Annotated in this window: 15 protein-coding genes; 5 read left to right on the forward strand and 10 right to left on the reverse strand. The window is 51.3% G+C overall.

The window, feature by feature from the left end; genetic code table 11:
- Nucleotides 1–44: 44 nt before the first annotated feature.
- The 6 genes from Q4E93_RS10855 to Q4E93_RS10880 all read right to left on the reverse strand — a co-directional run bounded on the left by Q4E93_RS10855 (nt 45) and on the right by Q4E93_RS10880 (nt 8871).
- Nucleotides 45–836, reverse strand: coding sequence for a hypothetical protein (locus Q4E93_RS10855; RefSeq protein WP_303585083.1), 792 nt, complete (start codon nt 834–836; stop codon nt 45–47).
- Nucleotides 837–889: 53 nt separating this feature from the next.
- On the reverse strand, nt 890–1330 hold the full coding sequence (locus Q4E93_RS10860) for a hypothetical protein (protein ID WP_303585084.1): 441 nt from the start codon (nt 1328–1330) through the stop codon (nt 890–892).
- 327 nt (nt 1331–1657) lie between these two features.
- The gene (locus tag Q4E93_RS10865; protein ID WP_303585085.1) at nt 1658–2521 is read right to left on the reverse strand and encodes a creatininase family protein; all 864 of its coding nucleotides are present in this window, start codon (nt 2519–2521) and stop codon (nt 1658–1660) included.
- Nucleotides 2522–2529: 8 nt separating this feature from the next.
- Nucleotides 2530–4332, reverse strand: coding sequence for a RagB/SusD family nutrient uptake outer membrane protein (locus Q4E93_RS10870; RefSeq protein ID WP_303585087.1), 1803 nt, complete (start codon nt 4330–4332; stop codon nt 2530–2532).
- A gap of 21 nt (nt 4333–4353) precedes the next feature.
- Entirely contained in the window at nt 4354–7614 is a 3261-nt protein-coding gene (locus tag Q4E93_RS10875) for a SusC/RagA family TonB-linked outer membrane protein (RefSeq protein WP_303585089.1), read from the reverse strand.
- A gap of 63 nt (nt 7615–7677) precedes the next feature.
- The gene (locus Q4E93_RS10880; RefSeq protein ID WP_303585090.1) at nt 7678–8871 is read right to left on the reverse strand and encodes an ROK family protein; all 1194 of its coding nucleotides are present in this window, start codon (nt 8869–8871) and stop codon (nt 7678–7680) included.
- Between the two features lie 87 nt (nt 8872–8958).
- On the opposite strand from Q4E93_RS10880, the gene Q4E93_RS10885 reads away from it, so the two are divergent.
- From Q4E93_RS10885 to Q4E93_RS10895, 3 genes are all read left to right on the forward strand, one after another.
- The gene (locus Q4E93_RS10885; protein ID WP_303585092.1) at nt 8959–9606 is read left to right on the forward strand and encodes a bifunctional 4-hydroxy-2-oxoglutarate aldolase/2-dehydro-3-deoxy-phosphogluconate aldolase; all 648 of its coding nucleotides are present in this window, start codon (nt 8959–8961) and stop codon (nt 9604–9606) included.
- Between the two features lie 71 nt (nt 9607–9677).
- Nucleotides 9678–9902 carry a hypothetical protein gene (locus Q4E93_RS10890; RefSeq protein WP_303585094.1) on the forward strand — a complete coding sequence of 75 codons (225 nt, stop codon included), beginning with the start codon at nt 9678–9680 and terminating at the stop codon, nt 9900–9902.
- A 77-nt stretch (nt 9903–9979) separates the two neighbouring features.
- Complete coding sequence (locus Q4E93_RS10895; protein WP_303585095.1) at nt 9980–13357, forward strand: polysaccharide lyase family protein; 3378 nt, start codon at nt 9980–9982, stop codon at nt 13355–13357.
- Between the two features lie 21 nt (nt 13358–13378).
- Here the strand turns inward: Q4E93_RS10895 and Q4E93_RS10900 are convergent, their stop codons facing one another.
- The gene (locus Q4E93_RS10900) at nt 13379–13858 is read right to left on the reverse strand and encodes a hypothetical protein (protein WP_303585096.1); all 480 of its coding nucleotides are present in this window, start codon (nt 13856–13858) and stop codon (nt 13379–13381) included.
- 432 nt (nt 13859–14290) lie between these two features.
- Between Q4E93_RS10900 and Q4E93_RS10905 the strand changes: the two genes are divergently transcribed.
- Together Q4E93_RS10905 and Q4E93_RS10910 are read left to right on the forward strand one after the other, a co-directional pair.
- Nucleotides 14291–14893, forward strand: a complete 603-nt coding sequence (locus Q4E93_RS10905; RefSeq protein ID WP_303585097.1) for an RNA polymerase sigma factor — start codon at nt 14291–14293, stop codon at nt 14891–14893.
- An 8-nt stretch (nt 14894–14901) separates the two neighbouring features.
- The gene (locus Q4E93_RS10910; RefSeq protein WP_303585098.1) at nt 14902–15660 is read left to right on the forward strand and encodes a tetratricopeptide repeat protein; all 759 of its coding nucleotides are present in this window, start codon (nt 14902–14904) and stop codon (nt 15658–15660) included.
- A 331-nt stretch (nt 15661–15991) separates the two neighbouring features.
- On the opposite strand, the gene Q4E93_RS10915 is transcribed toward Q4E93_RS10910, so the two are convergent.
- From Q4E93_RS10915 to Q4E93_RS10925, 3 genes are all read right to left on the reverse strand, one after another.
- Complete coding sequence (locus tag Q4E93_RS10915) at nt 15992–18778, reverse strand: CHAT domain-containing protein (protein WP_303585099.1); 2787 nt, start codon at nt 18776–18778, stop codon at nt 15992–15994.
- Nucleotides 18779–18860: 82 nt separating this feature from the next.
- Complete coding sequence (locus Q4E93_RS10920) at nt 18861–19793, reverse strand: hypothetical protein (protein ID WP_303585100.1); 933 nt, start codon at nt 19791–19793, stop codon at nt 18861–18863.
- 213 nt (nt 19794–20006) lie between these two features.
- Nucleotides 20007–22817, reverse strand: coding sequence for a TonB-dependent receptor plug domain-containing protein (locus Q4E93_RS10925; protein ID WP_303585102.1), 2811 nt, complete (start codon nt 22815–22817; stop codon nt 20007–20009).
- Nucleotides 22818–23149 lie beyond the last annotated feature (332 nt).

Raw genomic sequence — 23149 nt, forward strand, 5'->3', positions numbered from 1 at the left:
CGGCAATTCCATATGACTCCCGTCCGGGCCGCCGGTTTAATGCCTTAAAAAGTAAATTTCACGGTGGCGGTCGTATAGAATAGATCTTTTGCTTCGTCCGTGGTCAGGAGGTGCTGCGGCAGGACGTAAGCAGGGGAAAGTATGAAAACAAATTTCTGCCATGCAAACACCACCGGCAGACTGAGCTCATAGGAAAGGACGCTGAATTGCCGGCCTTCCTTCGTCAATTCCTCCTGTCCCGCAGGGAGGAACAAGAAGTTCTTTTGTTGCAGGTAGGTCTGTGTAAAATGTTGCGTACCGGCATATACATAGGCCGAAGGGTCCAGCACTACGACCCCCTTGTGGAAGACTTTGGTCCAGCGGACGATGTGATCCAATCCGGCCTGCACACCGGGATCGGCCTGGTTACTGAACTTTACATCCCCACCCAGGGTAATATTCAGGATCTTGTTCAGATGCGTGAGGCTCACCGTGATGGATTGCTTTACGGCCGACTGTATAAGGTCCGTATTGTCCTGGTAAAAATAGCGGGTAGCCGAGAGATTCCCCGCCCAGCTGTTTTTCTTATTCCTGAAATTATAGCCGCCTTCCACCAGTGTGGCCGCATATTCGGACTGAAGCTTATTGTGTATAAAGACAAAATTCGTGTTGAGATAGAGTCCGTTCTTAAAGCTGACCCCGATGAAAGGGATGATGGCGCTGCTATGCAGGCTGTCTACCCTGCCATAGTAGTTCAGAGCGGAATTACCGGTGACGCCTACGTTGAAGTGAGTAAGGGAATCCTGCGCCCGGGCTGTGTCGATGAGTATCGTAAAAAATAGTAGGTACCGTAACATAAATAAGAATTAAAAGCAGCGGCGCCTTGCGGCAACCGCTGCCACATAGGGGTTTATTGTTTTTGAACGCTGGCGCTGGCGGAGCTTTTCACCGCCACGTCGGCAGCGGTGGATTTCGAAGCATCGGAAGAGCCGTTTGCCTGGACAGACGTCGAGCCGTGCACGGCCGTACCGGAGGACACATTCGAGGCCGTAGCCGTTGTACTATTGACCGCTGCGGTCGTCTTGCCTTCTATCTGACGACCGGTGGCCACCGCCTTCGATCCCGCATGGTCGGCCGATGCTGCAGCTGTACCCGCTACCTGCGAGGCCGTACTGACCGAAGCCGCAGACGAAGCCCGCAACGCATTGCTCACCGAAGGCGTATTCAATGATGCTGCTGACGTTAAATGGGTAGTGCTGACGGCGCCCAGCCTGATCTGAGCAGAAGCTGAGCTGCTGATCGCTCCAACGATGAGACAAATCGCGATGATCTTACTTGTTTTGCATTTCATATATCCTGTTTTAGTTGTTAAGAAAAACCTGATCCGTTTGTCTTATATCCGCCGGCTTCGCGTTTTGTTACCCCCCAGGCAAAAAAAATCCTCTTCCTAATTTGGGAAACCTTGCTCAAATCAGGAAGAGGCGTACATTTTGGATTGTTGATTTTCAATTAACTATGCGTGGCATGTAGGTTGTCTTATTAAACATGAGCAAATAATCACAAAAATGAAACAGATCCATACCTCCCTTACCTATAAAAAACCTGTCTCTATTTCCGGGTTGGTCTTGTCCTTTGTCGCCGGCTGTTTAGCCGCGACGATCTTTTGGTACTTCCTCATCTAATGGTCCTTCACCCGGTCGAAATATTCTTTCTGCAGCTTCAATGTTGTTGTATCCGCCTTTACGGCCTTTAAAGCTTTCTCCAGCGATCCGACGATATAGTCCGTCACAAACTGGCCAAGCTGGCGGGTAGCTTTGGCTCCATCTCCTGCATAGTGATTGGGATAGGCTGCATACCACCATATAGCGGTGTACATACCAGGAATAGATAACCTTCGCTGGTTAGCACCCGATTCGATGGATGCGCTGTCCATTTTCACCAGTTCCGGCCGCATATATAGCAGCACGGATGTCTCCCGTTCGCCGGCATGGGCGTCGTTGGCAGGATCACTCTTATGCAGCCTGGCATATCCGGCATTATAGGTAGAGTCCTTGTCGGGCTGGAAAAAAAAGACTGCATAATCGTGTCGCTTCTCCAGCCGGGTCTGGATGAAATAGCTGAGAAATTCGGGATTGCCGCCATGTCCATTGATGATAACGATCTTGTCGAAGCCATTGCGGGCAATTTCGTCACAGGTGCTTTCCAACAGCTGCCAGACCACTTTTTCCGGCAAGGCAAAAGACCCGGGCTGATGTCTCGCCTCGTTGATCTGTCCATAAAAATAATCGGGGAATACGACAGCATACTCCTTTTTGGTCGCCCTGGCAGCCCATTCGCGCACCTGGATCAGGTCTGACCCGATAGGCGCATGAGGACCATGTTTTTCCAGGATGCCGATGGGAAGGATACAGGTCCTGGAAGACTTTTCCAGGGCCTTGGGCCAGTCGCTGGCGGTCAGCTCGTCCCAGCGGGCGGGTAAGTTTTGCGCATTGGCGCATCCTGCTATTAGCAGCAGGATGGCCAGCGCTTTGAGTTTTTGCATATGTATGTTTATTTGTAGCCTTTGTTTTGGGTCAACGTCGCTTTTCCATTTACAAACGTCAGGTCTATCTGGGCCTGAGGGATCGGCATATATTCATTCTTATTAGCCGTGAACTTTGCCGTTCTGACATCCGTGGTAAATTGCCCCTCAAATTGGAAAAAAGCATTGAGTACAGTCGCTGCAAGACCCCAGCGGGAAAGGTCGAAATAACGGTAGCCTTCCATTGCCAGTTCAAGCTTGCGTTCGAAATAGATGGCTTTTAGCGCGAAGTCCTGCGATACGAATGCCCCATTCGGATAGAGGCCGATGACATATTTCGCCGCAGGCGTATGGGTGAAGCCCGCAGCGGGATTGGCATTGTCGATATAGGTATGTACCCAATGCGCGGGATCCACCATCCGGCTCCGCACACGGTTGACATACGTCTCAGCCAGTGGAAAGTTGTTTAGCTGCGCTTCCACTTCGGCTGCCATCAGCAGAACGTCCGCGAAACGAATGATATACACATTGATGGATGAACCGGGAGCCCATTGGGAGTTATCGGCATCGGCATCCGCCGTCTCATTCCAGTAGACATTCTTCACAGGCGCAAAGGGGCCGGCATAACTCTGGTCGCGGACCCAGTCCTGTCCGGGATAAAGGCCGTAATCGAGATAAGGGATGCCCCTGCGGCCGACTGTCCAGTCCAGGCGGGGATCCAGGTTGCCGTTGTCAGGTGTAAAGGGTTGAGCGCTCGCTATCCCCTGGTCATTTGCCACGGCGTGGGAATTGTAATCGTCGAGGTAGGGGAGTCCGTTGGCATCCGTCCTGTATGAGTTGACCAGGTCTATCGAAGGCCCGAAGAAACCACAGCAGGAGAAGGGGCTGGTACTCGAATAGGGAAAGTTCAGCATGTCCCCCTGGTTGCTGCTGGCGATGGCGCCGGTGCCGACATTGGCAGCCATTTCCACCTGGAAGACAGCTTCGGGATTGGAGGTTTCGTAGGACGGACGACGGAGGTCCTCAAAGTCCGGGCTGAGATCATAAGGCAGACCGTTGGTGGTCATGCCATTATTTATCACATCCGTAAAAATGGGCTCAGCAGCATCATATTTCTTCTCATAAAGGTAGGTCTTGGCCAGATACGCTCCCGCTGCCCATTTGTTGGCCCTTCCGATATCGGTCTGCGTTGGAGGAAGACTGTCATAGGCGAATTGGAAGTCGGCTTCGATCCTGGGCCAGATGTCCGTGGTATTGGGTTGCTTCAGGTCCATTGTAGTTTCGTCGATCCATGGGACATTGTTAAACAGCTTTTTTAGCTCAAAATAATAATGCCCCCGTAAGAACCTTGCCTGCGCTCTTATATTTGTAATGTCATTCCTGTCTTTTATATCCGTGACATGTGGCAGCACCTTCAGCACGTTATTGCATCGGGTGATCCCTTCATAAACTGCCTTCCATCTGTCGTTGATCAGGTCGTTGCCCGGATTGATGGAAAACGTGGCTACAGGGATCATGGATGGCTGGTCACCTCCGTCGCTGCCTTTATGGGCATCGCCCCCGGCGACGCTTCCCCATAGCCAGTTGCTGGGTGAGCAGGCCCAGGCATTGCCGCCGCCCAGGCTTTGAATATTGCCGGCATCGGCATCATAGTCCTGGCCAGACAGCGCAGCATAGGCGCCTATCAGCAGTACATTGACACCTGCCTTGTTGCTAAGGGCCAGGGAATCCACCGATCCTTGCGGCGGGTGGTTCAAAAACGTTTTCTTACATGAAAGGAATATGCCTGAACAAAGGATCAGTCCAAGCGATATATATTGTAATGGTTTCATTTTCTTAAATTTATACGGGAATTAAAATTTCACGTTAAGGCCTACCAGGAATTGGCGTGTGTTGGGGTAGGAGCCCTCATCGATGCCAAACTCCGTCACCCCCTTTCTGCCGTTGATCTCCGGGTCTAATCCGGAATATTTGGTGATGGTGAAGAGGTTGGCCGCCTGTACATACACCCTGCAGCTTTCAATACCGGTCTTTTGCAAAAGTGATGGCTTGAAAGTATAGCCCAGGAGCATGTTCCTGGCTCTCAGATAGGAGCCGTTCTCGATATAATATGAATTGGGAAGGTTAGAGGTGCTGCCGTAGCCGGAGGTCTCGAGTATGGGCGCTTTGGCATTATGATGTGCCGGTGTCCAGGAATCATACAAGGCGGTTTTGCTTTTGGCGCCGCTGAAAGCAGGATAAAAATCCGTCCACCATCTTACCATATTCCATATGTCGTTGCCTTGCGAGCCATAGAAAAAGACGCTGAGATCGAAGTGCTTGTATGTCAATCCCAGGTTGATACCATATGTGTATTTCGGATTCGGATTGCCAATGATCGTTCTGTCGTTGTCGTCGATCTGCCCGTCCCTGTTGACGTCTGCATAACGGAAACGACCCACGCCCGCTTCTGTCTGGTAGACAGCCTCCGGATTGCCAGTAGCTTGCTGCGCCTGTACATCAGCTGCGGCTATCGACGCGTCGTCATTCCAGAACCCGATTATTTTATAGCCATAAAAAGCGCCAACGGGATGCCCCACCTGATTTCGGATAAATTTAGTGCCGAAATTCCTCCCGTCGCCCGACAAAAAATAATCGATGGTGTTGGTCACCTTTGTGATCTTATTGTTATATGTCGTCAGGGTCAACGTTGCGTCGAACCTGAGGTCCTTTGTAATTTGCGTATTGCCATTCAGCGTAAGATCGATGCCATTGTTCTTTGCATGCGCGACATTCTGGTAGGGCTGCACACCTCTGCCATAAGTGCCGGGTAGTTCAGGGTTGAACAGCAGGTCCGTGATATTCTTGACATAATAGTCGGCCGATAAATTGATCGCTCCCTTAAAGAGACTGGCATCTATGCCGACGTTCGTATTGGCGTCCCTTTCCCATTTGGCGTCGGGGTTGCCGATCTGGCCCGTCTGGAAGCCCTGCTGGATGGAATTGTTCGTACCTCCGATGTCGTAGTAGGAAGAATTCCTGTTCGAAGTAAAAGTGGAATAGGCATTATCCGGGTTCAGGTTGATCTGGTTACCCATAACTCCCCATCCACCCCGGACCTTCAGGTCCGTCAGCCAGGAAATACCCTGGAGGAATGGCTCCTGCGATATACGCCATGCGGCCGTCACCGATGGGAAAATGCCATACTGGTAGGTTTTGAATTTGGATGATCCGTCCCTGCGGATGGTAGCGCTCACCAAATATTTATCCTTGTATCCATAGTCCAGTCTCCCGAACTGCGACCATAAGCCTTCCGCGGACCTGGTGCTGTAATTGGTGACGGTGCCCGACCCGCTGCCAAGTGTCGTAAAGTTGGGGTCGAATGTAAGGTAGCCAAAAGTGGTTCCCCCAACCGTCTGTCCCCTCGATTCATACGATTCCGTACCCGCCAGGACCTGCAGGCTGTGGACCTCTGCGAAAACTTTATGGAAGCTCAGCGTATTTGTCCAGGTCCAGGTATTGCCATAGGTAGAGCCTTCGGTATAACTGTTGGAGGTGGTGTTCTCCTGGTTCTCATAGGTGGGATAGGTGAAATTGTGAGCGTTGCTGGTATAGCTTTCACCGCCAAAGCTGCTGTGCAATGTAAAATTTTTCAGGATATCAATGTCGACAAACACATTTCCAAACAACCTGTTGTTGATATTTCTGTCATTGGCCGTCCTCCTTTGTGTCGCTACGGGATTGCTGGCATCCCCCAGACCGTTGCTGCCGTACCCACCCGCATAATTACCCTTGATATCGTAGACCGGGATGATAGGCTGCTCCCTGAACGTATATGCAATCGCCCCGTAAGCCTGCAAAGCATCTACTTTTGGATTTTGCGTGATGGAATAGGCCAGGTTTTCTCCTACCCTGATATTTTTAGCTATACTGAAAGTTGTATTGGCCCTAAGCGTATATCTTCTAAGATAAGTGTTGATCAGGGTACCCCGCTGGTCGAAATAATTTACGGACATGAGGTATTTTGCCTTGTCATTGCCGCCGCTGATATTGAGGTTATGACTGGTGATGGGCGCATTTTTAAAGACCTGGTGGAACCAGTCGGTCCCCGTCTTATTGGCCTTCACGATGTGATAGAAGGTGCCCAGATCGGCGGGGTCGGTGTAATTGGGGTTCAGAAAATAGAGGGATGGGTCCACGGAAGGGTCACCTTCATGGGCACCGGCCGGCAGCAGGTAATCCGGCAGTACAGGGACAGGACCCGCACCATATAGCCCATCGGGATTGCCGCTGTTAATTGGGGTCCCCGAATTGGTATTCGCGTCGAATTTGATCTGTGCCATCTCCTGAGGATTTAACAGATGGTAGACATTTCCGCCTTTGGGCCTTTGTGTCCCATAGTAAGCATCATACGATACGACAGGTTTGCCGTTCCTCCCTTTTTTCGTAGTGATGATGATCACTCCGTTGGATGCCCTGGACCCATAGATGGATGCTGCGCCAGCATCTTTAAGGACCTGCATGGAAGCTACATCGTTGGGATTGAAATCAGAAATGTTCTGGGTAGGAACGCCATCGATGACGAACAAGGGAGTATTGTCGCCAAAGGTATTGATACCCCGGATGCGTATTTGTGGCGTCTCTCCCGGCTGCCCTGATCCGATGACGGTGACGCCCGCCGCTTGCCCCTGTAGCTGATTAGCGATCTGACTATTGGGCTGTTTGTTCATGTCGGCCACGTTCACCACTGTAACAGAGCCGGTGACATCTTTTTTTCGCTGGGAAGTATAACCGGTGACGACCACGTCGTTCAGCACCGTACTGCTCTCTTTCAGCGATATGTCTACCCTGTCGGTGGCGCCTACATCCACTTCCGTACTTTCATAGCCTACCGAGGAGATGACAAGACGTGTTTTGCCTGCGGGAAGCGTAAGAGAGAATTCACCGGTGGCGGAAGTGCTGGTGACGACCTTCGTGCCTTTTACGGCCACGGTAGCGCCCATGACGGGCTGTTGGTTAGAGGTGCCAATGACGGTGCCCGTCACTTTTTTCTGAGCCCATACACCCATGGCCGTGCAGAGGGCCAGGAGGATCAGGCAGGAGCGTAAGCCTCTTTGCTTAAGCTGACTGTTCATAAGCTTTAGTTTGAATGGTTAAGAAATCTGATTACAAAAGGTGATCTGTTGATCTACAGTAATCTAGGGTTGGGTTTCTCCGAATTTTTCCATGACAAGGGCGGCGGCAGCCAGGAGACCCGCGTCATGCCCCAGCTGAGAGACTTTCACACCCGTGTGTTCTGAAAGCCTGGGAATACAGTACTGATTCAAAGCTTGTTGGATTGGAGCGATCAATATCTTGCCCACTTCTGTTCCGCGACCGCCTAAAATGATCAGCTCAGGATTGACGATGTGGATCAGAATGGCGATGGCCTTGCCTATCTTAAATCCCATTTCCGTCAGCAGCTCGATGGCATACTGGTCGCCCTGGTTGGCGGCAGACATAATAGCCTCGCTCATTTTCTCCGGATTGTTCAGGGGCCTGAGGCTGGAAACTTTGCCTGACCTGATCCCTTCAATGGCTTTTTTTGCCACGACACGTAAGGTGGCCTCCGTCTCCAGACAGCCGCGCTTGCCGCATTCACAGAGTGTATTGCTTTCCGAAATAGGGATATGACTGAGCTCTCCCGCATAGCCCGTATGCCCTCTGAACAAGCCTCCGTTGACGATCATGCCCAGACCGACGCCCCAGCCAATGTCGATGACCATGACGTCCTGCAGGCCTTTCGCCAACCCCATCTTCAGTTCTGCCAACGCCAGCACGTTGGAGTCATTCTCGATATAAATAGGGATGTGGAGCTGCCGTACCAGGTAATCCCGGAGGCTTTCCTTACTGTTGGTATGCAGGTAGGTGAAATTGATGCCGCTCCGGGTATTGACAAACCCCGGCATGCTGAGGCCCGCGCCGATGATCTTTTTACGGTCTTTGCCCATACGGCTTAGCACCCTTGTCAGCGCCTTTGCCAGCAGGGGCAATGCATCATTATTGTTCAGCAGCCGCAATTCGATGGTCTCCACCTGGAAGAGGAACTGGTTTGACAGGTCCAGGATGCCGATGCGGGTGTATAGCTGGTCGATGGCTACGGAAAGAATATACATCTTATCCGGCTGGAGGGAATAGATCAGCGGCGGTCTGCCGCCATTGGAAGGTGCATACCCTTTCTCGATGACAAAACCTTCATCGATCATCTCGTACAGCGATTTAGCGATATGGGGAAGACTTTTGCCGAGCGATTCACTCAGGTCGTTGCAGGAGGCGACGCCGGAGAAGTAAAGTTGGCGGACAAGCCGGTACTTCAATTGTGTATTGAATGGAATGGTTTGTCTGACGATCATTCCTGCAGATAGTTTAGTAATGGTTTCTAAACTTAATAAAATATTTAATAAGTAGCAAAATCTTTTTTGGGCTAAATTGCTATACCTATGAGCGGATCAACCACCCTGCAGCAAATCCTCGAAAATAAGATAGTGGCCATTCTGCGCGGCGTTCTTCCCGAAGCCGTACCGGAGGTAGCAGCGGCTTTGTATGCGGGCGGCATCAGGTGCCTGGAGATCACGCTGAACTCTCCCGATGCATTGGCAGTCATCCGTAATCTCTCTGTCCGGCTGGGAGACCGACTCGTGGTGGGCGCCGGCACTGTCCTGGATGCCGCAGAGGCCCGGGCGGCCATCGACGCCGGCGCCCGTTTTATCATTTCACCTGCATTGGACATACCTACCATCCTGGTCACCAAGCAATCACAGGCCGTCAGTATTCCTGGCGCCTTCACGGCTACGGAGATCCTCACCGCTTACAGGAATGGCGCGGACATTATAAAAGTGTTCCCTGCTTCAGTAGGAGTCGGCTATTTCAGGGATTTGCGGGGACCGCTTCCCCATATCCCCCTGATGCCTACCGGCGGCGTCAACCTGGATAATATTGCCGACTACCAAAAAGCGGGCGCTGTTGCTTTCGGCATCGGCAGCGCGCTGGTGGACGGAAGGCAATCCGTTACGGATGAATACCTGCGCCGACTGACCGAAACGGCACGCAGATTTTCCAATGCCATTCCGCATATGGGAAAGCCGTAGAGGGCAATTCCTTATAAGCCCCAGATAACCAATATCCTTTTAAATGGCATGTTTTAGGTGGATGCCATTGTATGAAGGTTTTGCACGACTTGCTGCACTTTATCAAAGGGACCATCCATTACCGGATCTTCCACAAAGGTCTCAGGGATTTTTCCAGACGGGCCATCGTCGTGCCGATCAATACCTACCGGTTTACCGCCTTGCCCGGCCGGCGCCGGAATGGCATGAAAAAAGCGAAAGCTGACGGAAAAGTCGTCTCCCTTCATCAAACGCTACAGTCCGCGTCTTCCCACTGATGGCTTTTCGAGCCGCACAGAAAATATTTTCCCAATCCCGAAATTGTAAGTATGTTTGAACATTCTAATATACTTGTATGAATCACGTAGCCTGCCTTCTAATTGCCTTTACTTTATCCGTAAGCCTATGCGCCCAGCACAAGGGCGGCACCTATCTCTGGCAGATCGGAAAACCCGACAACAGTTTTAATGAATTTGCCGGTGCTCCCGATCAGGGCTCAAGATTTGAGAGGGACGGAGTTTTCATCGTCGGCCGCAGCCATGAAAAGACGGATTGGCCTTTTGCGCATCCCGGACCGGACGATGCATGGGCAGGCAGCAGGCAACATAGCTTTTCCATTCTCTTTGGCGTGAAGGACCTGTCGTCCACGGACAGCTGCCGTCTGCAATTCAAGCTGGCCGACACGCATGATCGCACCCGGGACCAGCTGCAGATCCTTATTAATGGACATGAATTCACAAAGACCTTACCAAGCGGTGCAGGGGCTGCTATTGACGGAGATGTTTCCAAAGGAAAAAAGTATGCGTTTACTATCACTTTTCCTGCGGATGTCCTACGCAAAGGGGATAATAGCATTACCATCACTAACGTTGCCGGCAGCTGGTTCCTCTACGACTGGGTAGGGCTGGAAACACCCGCCGGCATTACCTCGCAGGCCGTCGGCGCCGCTGTATTCATCTCTGAGGTCAAGGGGCAGCCCTGCATCATCCGGCGTGACAATGTCCTGTATCAGACGGCGCAGATGGAGTTGTTGAACACAGGCAATCCGGGTGAGCTGACGGTAAAGGTCCAGGGGGTCGCGCCCCAGGTCTTCCAGTTGTCCAGCGGCAGTCAGCAACTGGAGCTTCGTACGCCTGTGGTGACAAAAGATTCCATGATCACCATTGCAGTGGAGAAAGATCGTAAGGTAGTAGCAGAAAGAACGGTGGCTGTGCAGCCCGTCACCCTGAAAACGGTATACATCCTTCCCCATTCTCACAACGATATAGGCTATACGGAGATACAGACGGCCGTCGAGCAGAAACAGATAGACAATCTCCTAAAAGGCATTGAATATTCCCGCAAAACAAAGGACTACCCGGAAGGGGCGCGCTTTGTATGGAACCTCGAAGGGACTTACGCGGCGGACCTGTTCCTGCAAAGGATGAACGATCGGCAGAAGAAGGAATTCATCGAAGCGCTGAAGGATGGCGGAGTTGCCTTAAACGGCATGTACCTCAATACACTCACCGGGCTTTGCCGGCCGGAAGAGCTGCTGCAGCTGTTTAAATTCTCCACGACCCTGGCGCGGCAGACGGGCGTAAAGGTGGATGCCGCGATGATCAGCGACGTACCCGGTTATACCTGGGGTACGGTGGCTGCCATGGCACAGGCCGGTATCAGGTATTTTTCCGCGGCGCCCAATTTTTTCGACAGGATCGGCGACATTCTCCCTGCCTGGGAAAACAAGCCTTTCTATTGGCTGTCTCCTTCGGGTAAGGAAAAACTATTGGTGTGGATACCTTACAAGGGATATGCTTTATCACATACCCTGGCACATCCCACCGCCGCATTCGTCGTTGCTTATGCAGAAGAGCTCAGGAAAATAAAATACCCTTACGGAATATCCTACCTGCGGTGGAGCGGGCATGGAGACAATGCCGTGCCGGACCCGGAGATCAGCGAATTCGCAAAGGAATGGAACCAGAAATATGTATGGCCTCATTTCATCATCTCTTCGACCAGCCAGGCATTCAGCGCATTTGAGAAAGCCTACGGTCCTCGTCTGCCCATCGTGCAAGGGGATTGGACGGGCTATTGGGAAGACGGAGCCGCCTCCTCCGCCCTGGAGACATCCATGAACAGGGCCACCTCCTCCCGGTTGTCCCAGGCTGAAGCCTTATGGGCCATTACCAGTTCCGGAAATTTCCCCGCTGACAAATTCAACGATGCCTGGCATAATGTGCTGTTATATTCGGAGCATACCTGGGGCGCCGACATTAGTGTCACTACACCCCTTGCGCAAAAGACCATTGAGCAATGGGATATCAAGCGATCCTACGCCGTGGCGGCGGACTCCCTGTCGAGGATACTCCTGGCGGCAGCCGTACCACCGGCGACAGCTGCAGCGCCTTCCGGGGCCCTGGACGTATTCAACACCAGTTCCTGGATGCGGACGAATCTCGTACTGGTGTCACCGGAACTTTCTTCCGGGGGGGACCTTGTACATGACGCAGCCGGTAAACTTGTCCCTTCCCAACGTCTTTCCACGGGAGAGCTGGCCTTTGTAGCTGCGGACGTACCGGCATTTGCCGCAAAACGATACCTCATATCCCGATCTCCTTCCTCAAAAACGGCCACTCCAAAGGATGTTCAGGTCAACAGGGGCTTGCTTGACAACGGGGTCATCAGCGTCAGCATCGATCCAAAGACAGGAGCGCTCACCAGTGTCCGTCGCAGCGGCATGGACAATAATTTTGTGGACTCAGCGACAGGTAACTATGCCAACGACTATCTTTTCCTCAATGGCAGCGACACGGCCAACCTGCAACGCAACGGTCCCGTTGCCATCACCGTAAAAGAGAAAGGTCCCGTCCTGACCACCTTATCGATCACTTCCGCCGCCCCCGGCTGCAACAGCCTGACACGCGAAGTAAGACTGGTAAACGGATTTGACTATGTGGAGCTGATCAATATCGTCGACAAGCAGCGTGCGGAGCTGAATCCTCATCCGGGCGATTATGCCTGGGCCAACACAGGCGGAAAAGAGAGCCTCAATTTCGGCTTTCCCTTCAATGTGACGGACGCTGCGGTGAAAATAGACATCCCGTTCGCTGTGATGCGGCCCGAAGCCGATCAGATCCCGGGATCATGCAAGAATTGGCTGGAGGTGGGACAATGGGCAGATGTCAGCAACGACCGCCTGGGCATTACCTGGGTCACGTTGGACGCACCGCTGGTACAGGTGGGAGGCGTTACCGCCACTTTGTTGGGTGGTCAGACAAATCCCGACGTCTGGCGCAAGAAGATCGCGCCTACCCAAAAGCTATATTCATGGGCCATGAACAATCACTGGGAGACCAACTACAGGGCGTACCAGGAAGGCATCGTCACTTTCCGCTATGCCTTACGCCCACATCGTAATTTCCAGCCGGCGGAAGCCACCCGTTTCGCTACCGGGCTGACCCAACCGCTGATCATAGCAAAGGCGGATGGGCAGGATCATTCCCTGCCCAAACTAACCCTCACATCCAACGATATCCTGGTTCAGGTACTGAAGCCCAGCGAGGACGGCAAGGCCTGGATCGTCACCTTGTTCAATGCATCGGCTAAACCGGCAAAGACCTCCCTGCGCTGGTCTGCCGCAACAGGAGCTATGCATACCAGTAACACCTCCGAACAGCCTATGGATGAAGTAAAAGACGCTGTCGAGCTCGCTCCCTGGGATGTGGTGACATTGAGAGTGGAGAAATAGAGTTGCCCATTAATGGCCCTATTAAGAATGACGGGTACTGTCCGGAAGTACGGGCGTATCGACAGGCTTAATTTCCACCGGGGCGGCCACTCCTGTAAAAACGGACAGCTTTCTTTGTTCGCCCAAAATCTTATCATCCAATTTTGCGATCTCTTTGTAGAGATCATGCAGCTTGTCGTTGGCTGCTCTCGCCTTTTTTGAATCCCGCCTGGCGTCTCCTGCAGATTGGTCAGCCTTTCTCGCAAGACCCTTATTTTGCGGATCGTTGGTTAGCCGGTTGGCGTCCTGGCTGCTCTGGTTGGCGGAATTTTGAACTTTTGTTGCAGCATCTGCTTTATCCTGCATTGTCTTATCCACTGTGTTCTGAAGCTTGGCCCTTTTTAGCTGATACTCGCTTATTTTAGATACAAGGCTGAGTGAATCCGTGTTAATTTTTTGGGCGCTTGCCGCCAGGGAGAATGCAATCAAACCCGCAATGATCAAACCACTTTTCTTTTGCATATAACTAATTTTATCAAAGGTAGGCTATATCTGCCGGGCCGATCCTTCCTACCATTATGACTATCAAGGACAAATGAGGCGATCACCGTCTTAATTCGCGTCCTTTTCCCTATATTAGGCCGTAATTCAATACTGATCGTTCAAATGTCTGCAAAAACCTTATTTCTTGCCCTGGTACTTTGCTCTGCGATTTTAAGGGACGATTGCCATTCTACCCAGACACCCCTGGTCCTTTGTCGTTCAATGATCAACCATTTCTGGTATGATTTTTATCATTCAACTATAAGCCCGTCAGTATTAATAATGTAGAACTGCGGCCTTCTATAACTCCCTAACATACAATTCAATGTCAATCAATTCGTTTACATAAATACAGATAAACCCCTAATTCTGGCACCCGGTTACATTTCATCTTTCAGAATTTACCAATATATGAACGTTGCGGAAAAATATACTGATGCTGAGTTGATAAGAGCCGTTCAGGAAGAAAAGAACCTTAACAGGGCTATCCTGTTCATTTATCAGCAGTATGCCCTCTCAACCAGTTCTTTTATCATTCATTACGGAGCAAGTGAACAGGATGCCGAAGATGTTTTCCAGGAGACGGTCATATCCTTCATCGACATTGTAAAAAAAGGGAAATACCGCATGGAAGCCAGCATCAAGACCTTTCTGGTATCCGTCGCCAGAAATATCTGGTTCAATGAATTGAAGAAGAGGGAGCGGTCCGGCCATCGGGAAAAATTATACGAGCATGACCGCGATCAAAAGGAAGACGACATCAGCTTTAAGATCAGTGACCTTGAAAAGAAACGGCAGCTGCGTGATCTGGTCCATCAGTTGGGAGATCCCTGCAAAAAGATCCTGATGCTCTTTTATTACGACGACCTGTCCATGAAAGAGATTGTCGAACACCTGCCCTATGAGAATGAGCAGGTGGTGAGAAATAAAAAATACAAATGTCTGCAGTCGCTGACCGGACTAATAAAGAACAATCCGGAGATAGCGAGGCAAATCAGTGAACTAGTAAAATAAGGTAACCTATGGAACAGCATCAAACTTTGGTAGATCACCTCGATAAAAGCCTTCAGGGCGAAGGATCTTCCGAGATGGAGCAGTTGATCAGCAATGATCCGGAAACCGCACGCGAATGGAATTATCTCCTGCTGGCCGTGGATGCGATCCAGGAAGCAGGCCTGCAGGAACAGGTTGCCGCTGTAAAACAGGAATGGAAGCTACAGCAGATGGTTGCGACAAGGCCTTCGGGAGGTGTCGTCCGCCGGATCTCCCGCAATTTGGTAAAGGTTGCCGCTATTCTCGTAGTAGTGGGGGGCGGCGCTGTTTTCTACAAATATGCCACGATTAGCTCCGGAAGCCTTTATGACAGATATTATTCGTCTTATGAACTGAATACGAGCCGCGGCGCCGGCGATGCCGATGCCATGGAGAAGGCATACCACGCCAGGGACTGGAATGCGGTCCTGGCCAGTTTCAGCCAGTCAAAAAGGGATAATAAGACGGATTTTCTTGCCGGCATGGCCGACATGGAGCTGAAGAAATACGATGATGCCATCGAACATTTCGAGCAGGTGATCGCGATAAATGCGCAGGCAGGCAGCGACTATTTCATGGACGAAGCACAATACTACCTGGCTATCAGCTGGCTGGCGAAAGATAAGGTCAATGAAGCGCTTCCAATTTTGGAAAAGATCAGGGCCAATAAGGAACATCTATTTCACGATAAAGTCACTCATATGTCCTTCCTGGACCTCCGCCTGGTCCAATTCAAGGAAAGCAGGTGATTGAAAAAAACAATATTTCCGGTTACATCCGCCTTCACGGCGCGTACTAATATTTGTAAGTCAGTTATCCAGATCCTTTAAAAAACGAATTGATTGATCCAATACCAGGAAACCGTTAAGCCATATCCCTGAAAAACCAACATCCAATGCCCTGAAAACCTGAACCAGTAGTCCCGTCTTAAAAAACCAATCCAATCCAAATGAAGTTCCATCTGAATCCGATCCTTTAAAAGACCATCCATACCTGGAAAAACCAATTAGCATTAAGCCCTGAAACAACAAAAAGTCGACGTAGTGCCCTGAAGAAAAAATTTTCAACAACGTCCGTCCGTCAAATTCCATCGTCCTTGAGAAACGTCGACTTTTTATTTTTCCTTCTCCACCACCATGCTATACCCCCTATCAGTGGTATCAATGACAAAATCCAACGCCAGTTCATCCCCCGCGCATATACAGGTCCGGTATCTCCCATCAATACCAGGTGTGCCCAGAAAGCAGGACTCTTATTGATCGCATCGCTGGCCAGGTAATCCAGTTTCGCCTGCTGTAACGCTTTCGCCTTGGTATATCCCTTCCGCAGGTGTATATAGAACCGCCGGAGAATGTAGGAAGTTGCCTTATCATCCGCCCTCCAAAGGCTATTGATCGTGCTTGCACAGCCTGCATAGGCAAAGGCTCTGGACAGGCTGATAACCCCTTCCCGGGCGACCAGCTCGCCCTGTCCTGTTTCGCATGCGCTGATGATCACCAGCCGGGTGGCGTTCATGTCGAGCCCATAGAGCTCTTCCAGAAAGAGACAATCTTCAATAGTGGAATGTTTTTCAGGATAAAAAGCAATAAATGACGCAGCCGCATTGGACGGGGAAGAAATGGCATGCGTCGCCAGGTGTACGACAGAGTATTTATTGATCTCCTTCAGGAACTGCTCCTTTGTAGCCTGTGCATTCAGGAACCTGGCTCCCTGCAAGTCAGCGATCTCTTCTCCACTGGCCGGTAAGGCAGGAAAAAGCGACCCCTGTCCTCCGCCGGCAAAAGGCGCAAAGGAAAGGATCGGAGCATCTGCAGCTACTTTTGGTCCCGGGCTACCCATCGTTAACAGCCGGGAGGAAAATCGATAGCTGATGGTAGTAGTCTCCAATAAGGTCCTTGAACCTTTCTCATCAGCCGGCAATGACTCAAAAGGAAGAAAATAAAGAAACCCATCGGGAATGATGATCCATTCGTCCTTCGATTTGATGCCTTGCTGCAGGGGCTTTACCAGCAATTGATACAAACGCCTGCCGATGTTGCCTGCTTTGAACTTTTTTCCGCTGCCGGTACTTTTCAGTGCATAGAGCCATGCTTCCGCATCCTGTTGTATCCGGGAAAGGGAGTCGATGCGGGTATAGATAAAACCATTACTCGTGACCGTGAATGCATACAGGATACCGCTACCCGCATAGAAGCTGATCAGGGCCTGGTTGCCTTCCAGCTGTCGCTGCAGCTCCCGGACTCCCGGACCGGAATCCTGGTATTTCAGCTTGTAATAAGCCCCGTTCTGTTCCAGCTGCTTTTGCAGACGGGACAGCTCGATCTCGTAATTCACCTTTTCTCTGCCGATGGCTTCTATCTCTTTCTTATCCGTCGCTTCCTCACTCCTGACATTGAGACGTGCAATATTGTATTTGATATTCCGCTCGTTCTGCAGCAGCTCCGCATCGATGCCCGGCGCATGGGCAAAGGCATTTTCTTCCAGGTTGGCAGTAATGATGGAAGCCTTGCTTTTTTCACTGATCTTAAAAGCTTGTTCGAGATAGTCCAAATCCGGATGGCGTCCATGGAACTCCAGACATACGGATAGGGCCCCCTCATAGGCCTGCCCGCTCTTTTTCTTCAGGAATATTTTCGCGTCGTCCGTATCGTAGCTTTTTTCAATGGCGCGCAAAAGGGAAAGGGCGGCCTGGTAAGCCTTATATGAGCCTTCCAGGAAGATGTCCTTACCGGGTTGAGTCTTGTACAATTGCCTGAACACTTCCGCTTTTTTTACCAGCGCGTCAAATAGCCGGTAGTAAGCAAAAGTACCCGTAAAGCTGGTGGGGTTGGTATAGATATCCTTATTGGAAAAATTCCGGGAGAAGATGATAATGGCTTGTTGAAGCAGGTTTAGCGCGGGCATATATTCCTGACGGTCTGCCAGCAGGTCGGCCCGGTACATATGGTTGGTGCCCAGGTCCAGCTCATTCAGCGGGAGCTTATGTGCGCCCAGCTGCAACTGATCCAGGAACCAGGCGCCGGAATCAGGCTTGTTCAGTCTCATTTGAGTATAGCCCATCTCGTTGAGGACACCTGGTATTTTACCTGCATCCACTTTCCGGAAACAGGCGAGGGCTTCCTGGTATTTGTGCAAATTGATATTGGCATTGCCCATATTGATGTACACGTAGCTGCTGAACATATGATAGGACAGGAGCTTTTTATAGATAGCCAGTGCCTCTTCGTACTGCTCCAGGTGGTAGAAGCAGGTGGCGATGTTGGTCTGGAGACTCGCCGCGGATGCCGTGTCCAAAGGCTTTTTGCGCTGGACGATCTCCAGCGCCCGGCTAAAATAGTTCTTGCCCTGACGGTAGTTCCCATTGTCAAAATAAAGGACACCCAGTGTATTGTACAGCCTTACTTCATCTTCTTTTCCCCGGAAATGCCCCGTCATGCTGTCGGCGCGAAGGAGAAAATAACTGGCGGAATCGAAATGATTGAGATTATAGTAGACACCGCCGGTGTTGATATAAGTGACAAACAGCAGGCTGTCGTCAGGATGAGAGAACCCCAGGGTCCGCCGATAGGCATCCCTGGCGCCTGTGTAATTGGACTTCGAGTCGAGCAGGATCGCTTTTTTCAACCAGGATTGGAACAGCAGTGTATCCTTACCGTTAAAATCGCCCATCTTTCCCACCTCGGTGATGATCTCTTCAAAGCCTGCCAATGCGGTGCTATCGTCGGCGGGGGTGGCATTGATGATATGAAAAAGCCGATCGGACTGCCGGTACCGGGAAAGGATGCGGCTGATGGGATCGCCGGGCATCGCCAGTGCAGTGCTAAAAAAAAGAAAGAAACATAGCCAGCCTACGGTCCTCCCATACATAAAGAAACGATTAGATATATATTCGTGTGAATATACACCTAATCATAGAAAAAAATTACACAATTACCGGAGCGGAGCCTCATTAGCGCCGCACGATAATGATCAGCGGGGGCCTTGGATTGGCGTAATTACTGATCCTATTTCCACTGAGCAGGTTGTTCAGTTTATTGATCACATTGCCTAACAGCCCTGCCCCGATGGCGGACCGGGTGTCAAAATATTGCAGCTGGACATCGATATGCTGCAAGGCCTGGTTACTGGCGTCGTTCAGCTTGTAATAAATCCGGGTGGTGATGGTGGACCCATTCACAGGCAGCAGACCGAACGCTCCACCCAGCCCCAGCAGCGTGCCATTCAGCGTCTTTTCCAGATCGATCACACCGGAACTCGTGTTGATGATCACTTTCTGCTGACGGGCCGCTTCGCCGACGTCGAAAGTACAGCCATTACCCTGACAGATAGGAGGCAGGTAAGGATTGGCATCGAAATAGGGGAGGGCATTCTTCTGACCATCCTGAATGACATACACGCTATCCATATACGCCGCACCACCGATGACCAGTGTGCTCATACAGGTATCGGTGGTCCCATCTTTTACAAATCCAATGGCGTATTTCAAGCCCGTTTCACTTTTTGTAACGTTGATGGCGCCGGTGTTGGGATCGATCACCATACCCTGGGGCCATGCAAAATATTTACCCGTACCAGGGCTGTTGACAACGTTGAATATATAATCCTGTCCACTGACCGGCTGTGGATAGATAATGGTATCCCCGTATATAGGTAAAAAACTGCAGGCCGCAGCGGAGGCAGGCGTATTCACCGGGAAAGGAGGCAGCACCCTTGTCGTGTCACCTGTGGGCGGCTTCGGCGTGGAATCATGGATCCCTTGTGCAGCAGGCCGGGAAGATCCTGTGGATTGCTGCTGATCAACTGTGTTGAGCTCTTTATGGCAGGCTGTTATCGTAAGGAGCAAGGTGCAGGCCACGAGGGCAGAGGTGTAACAATTTTTCATTGGAACAGGAATAGGTTAAGTGTTTACGCTTACCAAAGTACATATTTTTTCAGGTATTTGCAATAATCTATAATTAGTACAAACTAATGCCTGAAATGTAATCTGCGGGGAGTCTGTGTATCTGATTGATTATCATATAAATGCAGGAAAGCCGGTGGACCTCCTTCCACCGGCTTGTAATTCCTGACCCGATCAACCTACCCGATCGTCTCGCTACCTATGCGCAGCTGACCTCCTTTCAAACTGGCCGATATCGAGAACGATTCGGGTAAATAGGAATCGACCGTTGTATCCGAATTGATTAGTGCCGAATAAAAAGCGTCCCCGGTTAGATGCGTCCCTTCCTGAATTGTATCCTCCCGGCGTCTTATTCGCTCCCGGGATGGGATTGTCATGCACTGCCTGCAATGCATTCCTGGGATCCACAAAGATCCTGTCAGGATAGACGTCGAAAATATTGGTCCCTCCTGCAGACAGCACCACCCCCGGTGCGACATGACAGGACACCACCAGGTCTGTAGTGACCTTGGCGCTGAATACCTGGTCCGTACCCGGGGCAATGTCGTTGAAGAAGGCGCCCGTGGTCTTATTGACCAGCATCGGATCGATGTTATTCAGGAACTGTACGGAACCAAACCTGACGGTGCGGGCAAGGAACTCCCACTGGCTGATGCTATAGCTAAGCGTGAGGTTGATCTTGTTTTGTGGCTGGCCCGTTTCGATGCGGCCACGCTGCTGGCGATCGAACAGCGTGAGTGCCAGGTCATTGGCGGGATTGGCCCCAGGGTTGGTCGTGCTGGGATTGTTCTTCGGATTGTCGATGATGCTGTTGGTGTGCAACTTGCCGACCACCGTATTCCTGTTGAAATTGGCAGACAGGGAGATCACGGCATTGCCGCCGCCCAGGCGGAACCGATCAGTGATCACTGCATCGATGCCTTTCGTTTCCGTGTTGACCGCATTGGTCCAGAATTGCAAGGCCGAAGTGGAGGAATCAACGCCTCCGTTCTTCAGGATAGCGTCCACCAGCGGATTGCTCCGGTTGAATGGCGCGGAGAGGACTATACGGTCCTTGATAGAGATGAAATAACCGTCAACCGTAACCGTAAGGCCCGGTGCTATTTTCCCGACGACGCCCAGGGAATAGCTGGTGGACTTTTCCGGCTTCAGTTCCCTGATACCGAAGGCGTCCCGTACAATGGGATTCTTATTATTGGCGGTAAGTGAGTTGGATGGCTGAGCGCCCACGAACTGAGTAGACGTATTCTGGAAATAGCGTTGATGCAGAGAGGGGGCACGGAAACCATTGCTCAACGAGCCCCGGACGGCCCAGCGGGAAGACAGTTCATAGCGGGCGCTCAGTTTGCCGCTGAGGTTATTGTAGCTGAATCCCTGTTCCGCATAGTTCTCATAACGACCTGCGCCGTCCAATAGCAATCGTCCCAGCACCAGTTCGAGGTCGCCGTATGCGGCATAGATATTCCTTGTGGCTTTTACGGCATCTACGTTCTTGAAGCCTGGGAATACCTGGGCTCCGGATGCGGGCGCTACATTGTTGAATGTTGTCCATTTCGTGGTTCCCGGATAGGGTGCGATCGAATCCACGTGTGCGATCCTATGCTCATTGTTGTAGGAGTCAGGCTCGCCTGAAGTGATCTGGAAGGCTTCATGTCTGAACTCTCCGCCGAATGCCACGTTCAGGCTCCGGCCGGACTTGTAGTCGAAACGACGGCTGATGTCCAGGTTGCTTGTATTCTGGAAGAAGGATAGTTTCCCCGCATCGAATTGTGTCTGTACCATATCGCTGGCCGGCAGGGATGCATTGCCGGAGTTCTTAACAAAATAATGGATGGCATTCCGCCCGGCCATATTGCTGATATCGATATTCCAGCTGCCTGCCTTGATGTTCAAGCCCAGGAGGATATTCCAGTCATCGAGCTTAGGGGCGATCTGCGGCAGAAAGCCATTGTAATAATACCGTTCTCCATTGGCGAGCACCGGCTGCTGCGCCACCGAATTAGGGTTACGGCTCTGCCCGGTGGCTTTTCCGTCACGATGGGAGATGCCCGCTGTCAGGTAGAGATCGATATTGCGGGACAGCTTCGTACCTCCGTTGAGATACGTCGTCAGGTTGCGTGAAAAGGAATTACCCGCGACAATATTATGCCGATCATATCCTTGCCTTCTTACCATGGCTGCATCGGCATCCATCAGGTACCTTCTGTAGTCGGCGTCGCTTACCTGCGCGGCCGGATAAGGATTGGCGGGAAAGGCACCGGCGTTGCCCAGGTAGATCAGGGGAAAATTGTCGTCACCGCTGCGGTTGGTGCTGAAGCGCTGAAGGAACTGACCGCTGAGATTCAGATAGGTGCCATTGTTCCTGGCGATCCCAGCGGTGAAATCTACCTGCTGGTTTACCCCGTCGTTGATCCGCATGCCTCCTTTATACGGCATGGTGGTGAAATTTTCTCCCAGCATGCTGGAAATATTCAATCCGTTATAGTTCTTTTTCAGCACTATGTTGATGACGCCTGCAATGGCATCCGAGCCATATTGCGCTGCGGCCCCGTCCCTCAGGACTTCGATCCGTTCTATCGCTGCTGCGGGAATCGTATTGAGGTCCGTACCTACCGAGCCTCTTCCGACAGAACCGTTGATATTCACCAGTGCCGTAGTGTGCAGGCGCTTGCCGTTGAGCAACACCAGTGTCTGGTCAGGTCCCAGTCCACGCAAGCCAGCAGGGTCGATGTGGTCCGTACCATCTGTAATGGTCTGGCGGGCCGATTGAAAGGAAGGAACCGTGTAGCTCAGCATTTGGGATACATCGGCTTGTGCAAAGGGTTTGACTTCGCTTGTTCTGATAACGTCCACCGGCACAGGAGTGGACAGCTTGCTTCGTGCGCCCCTGCTGCGAGAGCCCACGACCACTATTTCCAGGTCCGCAACTTTCATCGAATCTCCGGCCGCAGCGTATGCCACATTGTCCCTCTTCCCGCCGGGCTGGGCCGACACCTCTTGAAACATAAGCAGTAATCCAGTAGAAACCAATATTATAGGCCATTTGTAGGCGAAATTTGTCATAGTTCTTTAAGAGATTTTGATAGGCTTAATAATTAAAGCTGCGAAATTAGAATGCAGTCGCACGCCTATGGACCATCTTTTCCCTCCGGTCTTTGCTTTTTCCCCAACGGAAACGCGCAGCGGGCCTGGAGAATAATTTTACCGGCGTTTCTGAGCATATCACCGGTGGGTTGGATCTATCCATCGGCGGATGCCGGTCTCCCATTGGTTTTGGGGGGCTCGCGTGCAAAGTGTAATAATTACGAAAAGTAGGAGCAAAAGAGTAGTTTTGTCAC

The organism is Flavitalea plasmicola (assembly GCF_030546645.1).
In the GTDB taxonomy this organism is placed as follows: Bacteria; Bacteroidota; Bacteroidia; order Chitinophagales; family Chitinophagaceae; genus Puia.

Bases quoted from the DNA above. Each gene is read 5' to 3' on its own strand.
- Q4E93_RS10905 (WP_303585097.1), top strand. From the start codon at position 14,291: ATGAACGTTGCGGAAAAATATACTGATGCTGAGTTGATAAGAGCCGTT.
- Q4E93_RS10890 (WP_303585094.1), top strand. From the start codon at position 9,678: ATGAAGGTTTTGCACGACTTGCTGCACTTTATCAAAGGGACCATCCAT.
- Q4E93_RS10870 (WP_303585087.1), bottom strand. From the start codon at position 4,332: ATGAAACCATTACAATATATATCGCTTGGACTGATCCTTTGTTCAGGC.
- Q4E93_RS10900 (WP_303585096.1), bottom strand. From the start codon at position 13,858: ATGCAAAAGAAAAGTGGTTTGATCATTGCGGGTTTGATTGCATTCTCC.
- Q4E93_RS10925 (WP_303585102.1), bottom strand. From the start codon at position 22,817: ATGTTTCAAGAGGTGTCGGCCCAGCCCGGCGGGAAGAGGGACAATGTG.
- Q4E93_RS10875 (WP_303585089.1), bottom strand. From the start codon at position 7,614: ATGAACAGTCAGCTTAAGCAAAGAGGCTTACGCTCCTGCCTGATCCTC.
- Q4E93_RS10860 (WP_303585084.1), bottom strand. From the start codon at position 1,330: ATGAAATGCAAAACAAGTAAGATCATCGCGATTTGTCTCATCGTTGGA.
- Q4E93_RS10910 (WP_303585098.1), top strand. From the start codon at position 14,902: ATGGAACAGCATCAAACTTTGGTAGATCACCTCGATAAAAGCCTTCAG.
- Q4E93_RS10920 (WP_303585100.1), bottom strand. From the start codon at position 19,793: ATGAAAAATTGTTACACCTCTGCCCTCGTGGCCTGCACCTTGCTCCTT.
- Q4E93_RS10880 (WP_303585090.1), bottom strand. From the start codon at position 8,871: ATGATCGTCAGACAAACCATTCCATTCAATACACAATTGAAGTACCGG.
- Q4E93_RS10855 (WP_303585083.1), bottom strand. From the start codon at position 836: ATGTTACGGTACCTACTATTTTTTACGATACTCATCGACACAGCCCGG.
- Q4E93_RS10895 (WP_303585095.1), top strand. From the start codon at position 9,980: ATGAATCACGTAGCCTGCCTTCTAATTGCCTTTACTTTATCCGTAAGC.
- Q4E93_RS10865 (WP_303585085.1), bottom strand. From the start codon at position 2,521: ATGCAAAAACTCAAAGCGCTGGCCATCCTGCTGCTAATAGCAGGATGC.
- Q4E93_RS10885 (WP_303585092.1), top strand. From the start codon at position 8,959: ATGAGCGGATCAACCACCCTGCAGCAAATCCTCGAAAATAAGATAGTG.
- Q4E93_RS10915 (WP_303585099.1), bottom strand. From the start codon at position 18,778: ATGTATGGGAGGACCGTAGGCTGGCTATGTTTCTTTCTTTTTTTTAGC.